The 7,456-nt window shown below is 40.2% G+C and carries 1 protein-coding gene; it reads right to left on the bottom strand.

Annotation, left to right across the window (positions count from 1 at the left end):
- The coding region (locus C228_RS0110765; RefSeq protein WP_018652627.1) for an ESPR-type extended signal peptide-containing protein at positions 1 to 7,260 on the bottom strand (7,260 nt) is incomplete at its 3' end.
- Positions 7,261 to 7,456 lie beyond the last annotated feature (196 nt).

The following is a 7,456-nucleotide window of genomic DNA, read 5'->3' as shown; positions in this document are numbered from 1 at the left end:
AAACGTTGGGTTTTCACTGAGCTTAATCACTAATTTGCCGTTCTCTGTATCGACACGAACGTTCTTCGCACTTGCTGCTGCCGTATTCGCTAACTCACCCACAATCGATAATGTTTGGCTTAAGTTTTTGTGAATTACTCCGCTTACGTTGTTACCCACAAAGTTTAAGCCTGCATTGGTTAAATTAGTCGTTGCGTTAAATAACTGACCGCCATTTACCGCTTCTTTACTACCTGCTTCAACTTTGCCATCTTTTACATTGCTGATGGTGGTATTTGCTGCATCAATACCATTTTTCGTCACACTTGGACCATTGTTAATGGTTACTCCATCATTATCGATCTTCGTATCACCTACCGTCACATTACTGAAAGTTGGTTTATCGCTGGTTGCAATCGAGATCTTACCTGCCGTTTGTGTGATATTGATGTTTTTACCTGCATCAATCGTTACCGTATCGCCCATCTTCACATTCGTTAGGCTAGTACCGTCCACCGAACCGGTTGATGCCGAAGTTGTAATATTCCAGCCTTTATTAACCGTATTCGTTACATTTGTTACGTTCTGATTTGTTGCATGTAACTGGCTACCGTTTACTGCATCTTTGCTAGTTGCCGATACTTCACCGTCTTTCACATTACTAATTGTATTATTCGCAGCGTTAATACCTTTATCTGTAACAGATACGCCTCCTACAGTCACATTGTTATCTGTGATTGTGGTATTGCCTAACTTGATCGAACCCTTATCCGTTAACGTAATATTATCTGATAACGAGTAAGTAAAGTTTTGACCGTCTTGTGCTAAAGCAAGGTTATTGCCAGCTTTAAATGTTACCGTTTCACCTACTTTTACTTGCTCTGATGTCGTACCGGTTACTGTACCGCTGCCAACATTGCCGGAAGTCACATTAAAGCTTATATTGTTTAATACATTTACAAGGTTATCCCCCGTTACAAACGTATTACCAGCTTTATTATTCGCAGTGGTGCCATTCGGGTTAGTTACCACTTCCGCTTGTGCAACGGAAATATCGTAAACACGACCATTCGTTAAATTTTCTTTAACCGTAATCGACTTGTCATCTGATTTCACTGTTGTTGTGATCGCTGCTTTTGTCTCATTTAACTGGTTAAGATTTACTGCATCCGTACCGTTTACACCGTTTGCTACATTGGTAATCGGTTTATTCGCCACATCAATACCATTTTTAGTAACACTTGGACCGTTATTAATCGTTAAGCCTTTGTCATCTAAGGTTGTGTTACCGGTAGTTACCGCAGTAAACGTTGGGTTTTCACTTAGCTTAATTACTAATCTGCCATTTTCTGTATCAACACGAATATTCTTAGCACTTACTGCGGAGGTATTCTCTAACTCACCAACAATCGCTAATGTATCACTTAAGTTTTTGTGAATTACGCCGCTTACGTTGTTACCCACAAAGTTTAAGCCTGCATTAGTTAAGTTAGTCGTTGCATTAAATAACTGACCGCCATTTACCGCTTCTTTACTATCCTTCTCAACTTTGCCATCTTTTACATTGCTGATGGTGGTATTCGCTGCATCAATACCATTGTTAGTAACACTTGGACCGTTATTAATCGTTAAGCCGTTACCATCAATTGTCGAATTACCTAACTTAATATCATCGCCGTTTAAGCTTGTATTACCAACAGTTGCCGTAGTAAATGTCGGTTTATCGCTGGTTGCAATTGAAATTTTTGCTCCATTCTGCGTGATATTGATGTTTTTACCCGCATCAATAGTTACCGTATCACCCATTTTCACGTTGGATACACTGATATCCTTCGCTTCGCCGGCAGATTTAGAGGTAGTAATGTTCCAACCTTTATTTACCGTTGCCGTGGTATCCGCAAGCGTATTCTTAGTTTTGTCAGATAAATCTACAACATAATTTGTGTTATTCGTAGCCGGATCAAAAGTACCATTCACAGTTACTGCATCTGAACCCGCACTCGCCGTCGTATTAAATGCGTTTACTGTGTATACCGTACCATTCGCATCCGTTTTACTCGTCACATTAACATTCGTTCCGGCAATAACAGAACTGCTCGCTGCCTTCACGGTTGTATTCAATTGGTCTAAGTTAACCGCATCCGTACCGTTTACAGCTTTCGCAACATTCGTAATCGGTTTATTTGCTGCATCAATACCTTTGTTAGTAATGCTTGGGCCGTCTTTAATGGTTAAACCTTTATCATTTAAGGTTGAGTTACCGGTGGTTACCGTAGTAAACGTTGGGTTTTCACTTAGCTTAATCACTAATTTGCCATTTTCTGTATCGACACGAACGTTCTTCGCACTTGCTGCTGCCGTATTCGCTAACTCACCCACAATCGATAATGTTTGGCTTAAGTTTTTGTGAATTACACCGCTTACGTTGTTACCCACAAAGTTTAAGCCCGCATTAGTTAAGTTGGTCGTTGCGTTAAATAACTGACCGCCATTTACCGCTTCTTTGCTACCTGCCTCAACTTTGCCGTCTTTTACATTGCTGATGGTGGTATTTGCTGCATTAATACCTTTATCTGTAACAGATACATCACCTACAGTCACATTGTTATCTGTGATTGTGGTATTTCCTAGCTTAATCGAACCTTTATCCGTTAACGTAATATTATCTGATAACGAGTAAGTAAAGTTTTGACCATCTTGGGCTAAAACAAGGTTATTGCCGGCTTTAAATGTCACCGTTTCACCCGCTTTGACCTTCTCAGCTTTAGTCCCCGTTACTTTACCGCTATCTACGCTACCTGAGGTTACGTTGAAGCTTGTATTGTTCAATACATTTACAAGGTTATCACCCGTTACAAACGTATTACCTGCGTTTTTATTCGCAGTTGTACCGTTCGGATTAGTCACAATATCCGATTTCGCAATCGAAAGATCGTATACACGTCCGTTAGTTAACGACTCAGTTACTGAGATCGAATTATCTTTTGAAGTTACTGTCGTCGTTGTAGCTGCTTTCACCTCGTTTAATTGATCCAGATTTACCGCATCCGTACCATTCGTACCGTTTGCAACATTAGTAATCACTTTATTACCTGCATTTATACCATTATTGGTAATGCTTGGACCATTCTGAATAGTTAAGCCCTCGTTAGTAATTTGCGTATTACCCGCCGTCACACTGGTAAATGTCGGAGTTTTGCTTGTTGCAATGGTAATATTGCTGCCGTTTTGTGAAACATTTACGTTATCGCCTGCAGTAATAATAACCTTACCACCCATTTGAACATTCGTATCACTGATATTCTCAGCATTACCTGTCCCTGTTTTCGCAGTGGTAATGTTCCAGCCTTTGTTTACCGTCGCATTCGCCGCATTCGCTGTATTATTTGCAGTAGTAATATTGTTCTTCGCACTGTCCGATAAATCGATCGTGTAATCGATCGTTCTACCTGCTGCATCCGTCACATTGGTTACTTTAATATCACTTGAACCTTTAGCTGTGGTGTTCCACGCATTTACGGTATAAGTTGTTGAACCATCCGTTCCAACTGCCGAAGTAACATTGGCATGAGTTCCAGCCTCAACAAAAGTACGGCTTGCATTTAATTGTTGTAAATTTACAGCATCATTTGCACTCGTACCATTTGCAACATTCTGTACCTTATTACCACCCATATCGATATTTCCACCATTCTTCACTGAAAGATTGGTCGTTGTCATATCTGTAAAGGTTGGCTTTAATGAGGTTGCAATCTTAATACCTTTACCATCTCGGGTTACGATAATGTTATCTCCTTGCGAGAAATCTACCGTATCACCCATTTGGATGTTCTCTGCAGTCGTATCTTTATTAGCGGTTAAATTCCAACCTTTATTTACTGTTGCATTCGCCGTATTCGCAGTTGTATTCGCTAAATTTGCTGTCGCATTCGCATTATGTGCCGTTACGTTTGCATTGGTAATCGTATCTTTAGTTGTTTGGGTTAAATCAATTGTGTAATCAATTGTATTGTTCGCACTATCAACTTTACTTGTTACCGTAACATTACCATTTGCCGCCGCTTGTGCCGTAGTATTCCAACCATTCACGACATAATCCGTACCACCGGTTGTCGCATTCGCTTTACTGCTTACGCCGGTATTTAACCCCGCTAACACTGCAACTTTTGACGCATTTAACTGTTGTAAGTTAACGGCATCCGTCGGTTTTGTGCCGTTTGCAACATTGGTAATTGCATTACCACCCATATTAACCGTACCGCCCGCTTGAACATTTAAGTCCTTCGTCGTTACATTGCTAAACGTTGGCTTATTGCTGGTCGCAATCGTAATATTTTTGCCATTTTGAGAGATATTGACATTATCACCTGCGGTAATAATAACCTTATCGCCCATTTGTACATTTGCATCAGTATTATTTGCTACATTACCTGTACCACTCTTCGCCGTAGTAATGTTCCAACCTTTGTTTACTGTGGTATTCGCCGCATTCGCTGTCGCATTAGCATTGTGTGCTGTGGTATTTGCAGTAGTAATGTTCTGCTTTGTTTTTGCAGATAAATCAACCGTATAGTTAGTCGTATTAGTTTGCGCATTAAAGGTAGGGGTTACCGTTACCGCATCAGAAGCATTACTTACCGTTGTGTTATATGCATTTATGGTATAAACCGTGCCGTTAGCATCCACTTTACTCTGAACATTTGTATTAGTACCAGCAATTACAGAGCTACTCGCCGCTTTAACCGTTTTATTTAGTAAATCATAGTTAACTGCATCCGTACCATTTACTGCCGTACCAACATTAGAGACAACATTGCCTCCCATATCCACTGTACCACCATTTTGCACATTAAAATTCTGCGTGGTTACTGTGTTAAAGGTTGGCTTGTCGCTGGTTGCAATCGTAATATTCGCACCTTTTTGCGTTAAGTTAATATTCTTACCTGCTTCAAATGTGACTAATTCGCCCATATTTACTTGTTCTGTAGAACTATTAGCCGCATTTCCGCCATTCGCTTTGGTTGTAATATTCCAACCTTTTTTCACTTCTGTGAGCGCATTATTTGCCGTTGTATTAGCTGTATTTGCTGTTGCATTAGCTGTGTTAGCAGTTGTATTCGCCGTATTTGCTGTTGCATTAGCTGCGTTAGCAGTTGTATTTGCAGTGTTCGCTGTCGCATTTGCATTATGCGCAGTAGCATTTGCGGTTGTAATATTATTTTTTGCAGACGTAGAAAGATCTACCGTATAAGCTAGAACCCTATTAGTATTATTTGCTTGTGAAGTAACATTTAATTCTTTAGAACCATTAGTTAATGTAGTATTCCAAGCATTCACCGTATAAGTGGTTGAGCCGTTTGCAGCTATTGATGAAGTCACATTAGCATTTGTTCCTGCTACCACAGCTTCTTTTACGGCGACAATTGCATCATGAATAGTATTTTTTCCTGTACCACCTATATTAGTATAAGTAATCGTACCGTTAGCATTGACCTTCGCATTGCCACCAAAGTTATCTTTAATCGAATTAGCCAAATTACCAATAACTTGATTCGTCACATACAATTGGGAACCATTAATTGCATCTGTTGAGGCCGCAGAAATATTACCCGCAGCAACATTTTTTATCTGTCTTTTAATTGTGCTTGAGCCAACCGATACTTGATAACCATCATCATTTACCTCACCAGAAAAGCCCGAATATGTAATGTTGTTAACCGTAGCCGAATTTTCAGACGTAGCGTTAGAGTCCGTTGTAGAACTCGCACCAAGCGCAACAGAATATTGTTTAGTTGAATTAGCATTCGAACCAATCGCAACAGAATATTGTTGAGTTGCATTAGCATTCGAACCAATCGCAGTTGCAAGATCTTGCCCCGCTTTAGCTTGTCCACCAATCGCTATTGAATAATTTCCAACAGATTTAGCATAGTACCCGATACCGACCGAGCTACTTCCTGTCGTATTACCTTGATAACCAATATTCGTAGCCCCTACTCCACTAGCAATACCGCCAAAGGCAATAGCGGAAGCATTCTCTGCCGTTGCATTATTTCCTATTGCTAAAGCATTATCACCGTCTGATTTTGCATTTACGCCTATAGCAATTGTTCCGCCATTACTAGCTTTAAGGTTCTGTTTAGTATTTGTTTTAGCATAAGAACCAATTGCAATATCATCATTTATAGTTGCATTAGTCGTATCTCCCATTGCGATAGAACGGTTACCTAAAGATTTAGCATTACTACCAATCGCAACTGAAGATATATTCATCGTTACCGTATTTTTACCTAAAGCTACAGAATCCTGACCTCCCGCCTTAGCATAGGTACCTATAGCTGTGCCATTTTCAGCCGTAGCATTAGAGCTTGTACCGATTGCAACTGAATTATCCGCAACCGCCTTCGTTCCTGTCCCCATAGCAAAAGAGGAGGTGCCGTTTGCTAAAGCACCTACACCTAATGCAGTAGCGGCTAAATTGGAAGCAGTTGCATTAGTACCAATCGCTGTTGATAAATGTCCTCTTGCTTGTGCGTAAGAACCAATAGCAACAGCTGCTACTCCACTTGCCGTTGCCGCACGATATAATGAAGTAGTACCATTCGGATGCGTAGATATTAAAGTGCTACCATTAGTCAAACATGAATAAGCTTGAGTAAGTGTCACATTTTGGCTACCTAGAGTTATATTAGTTGTTTTAGCACCATCAATATCATCCGCACCGATCGCAACAGAGGCATAACCACTAGCGTTTGCGTCTCCACCAATTGCAGTAGCCTGTCCCCCGCTAGCTTTAGCGCTTGTTCCTATTGCAGTACCACTGTTAGCAGATGCGTTTGAATTGCTTCCTAATGCAGTCGCTAAATAACCAGCCGCTTTAGAACGATTGCCTACAGCAACAGATTCTCCGCCTGAAGCATTTGCCATTCCACCTACAGCGGTCGCATCAGATCCTACTTTAGCATTGTAGCCGATAGCCGTAGCATTAGTACTAGTTGCGCTATTAATACCTGCAGCACCTGTACCACAAACAGTCATAGCAGCATATACCGGCTCAGCTAATAACCCCGCTGCTAATACACCCGACCCTATTATTGAACCGCCAATTACACCGTTACCTATAGCTATAGTACCTGAGACACCTAAAGCAATAAGAGATTTAGTCAGCGAATCTCGTTCATCCGCAATAGAAGCCTGTTTTCCTTTTGACTTTGTTAACTCAGACACAACCACAAACGATTGGATTGCATGATTCCAAATAACTTTAAAAATTTTATTCATAAATAACCTTATTACCTCTATAAAAAATAACAAGCACAGGTAGATTAAGAAAACATAAAATGCCCAACCTACCTAATAATCACAATACATACATCAAAGACTACAAAATAGCCTAACTTTATATTCTATAAAAAATGTAATACTTTTGCTAGAACATAGCCCTTTACTGCTAAACATTAAAAACAAACATATAGTT

The sequence above is a fragment of the Actinobacillus capsulatus DSM 19761 genome (genome assembly GCF_000374285.1).
Lineage (GTDB): Bacteria > Pseudomonadota > Gammaproteobacteria > Enterobacterales > Pasteurellaceae > Actinobacillus > Actinobacillus capsulatus.
The sequence above is the reverse complement of the archived record's forward strand: the minus strand, read 5'-3'. Positions and strand labels throughout refer to the sequence as shown.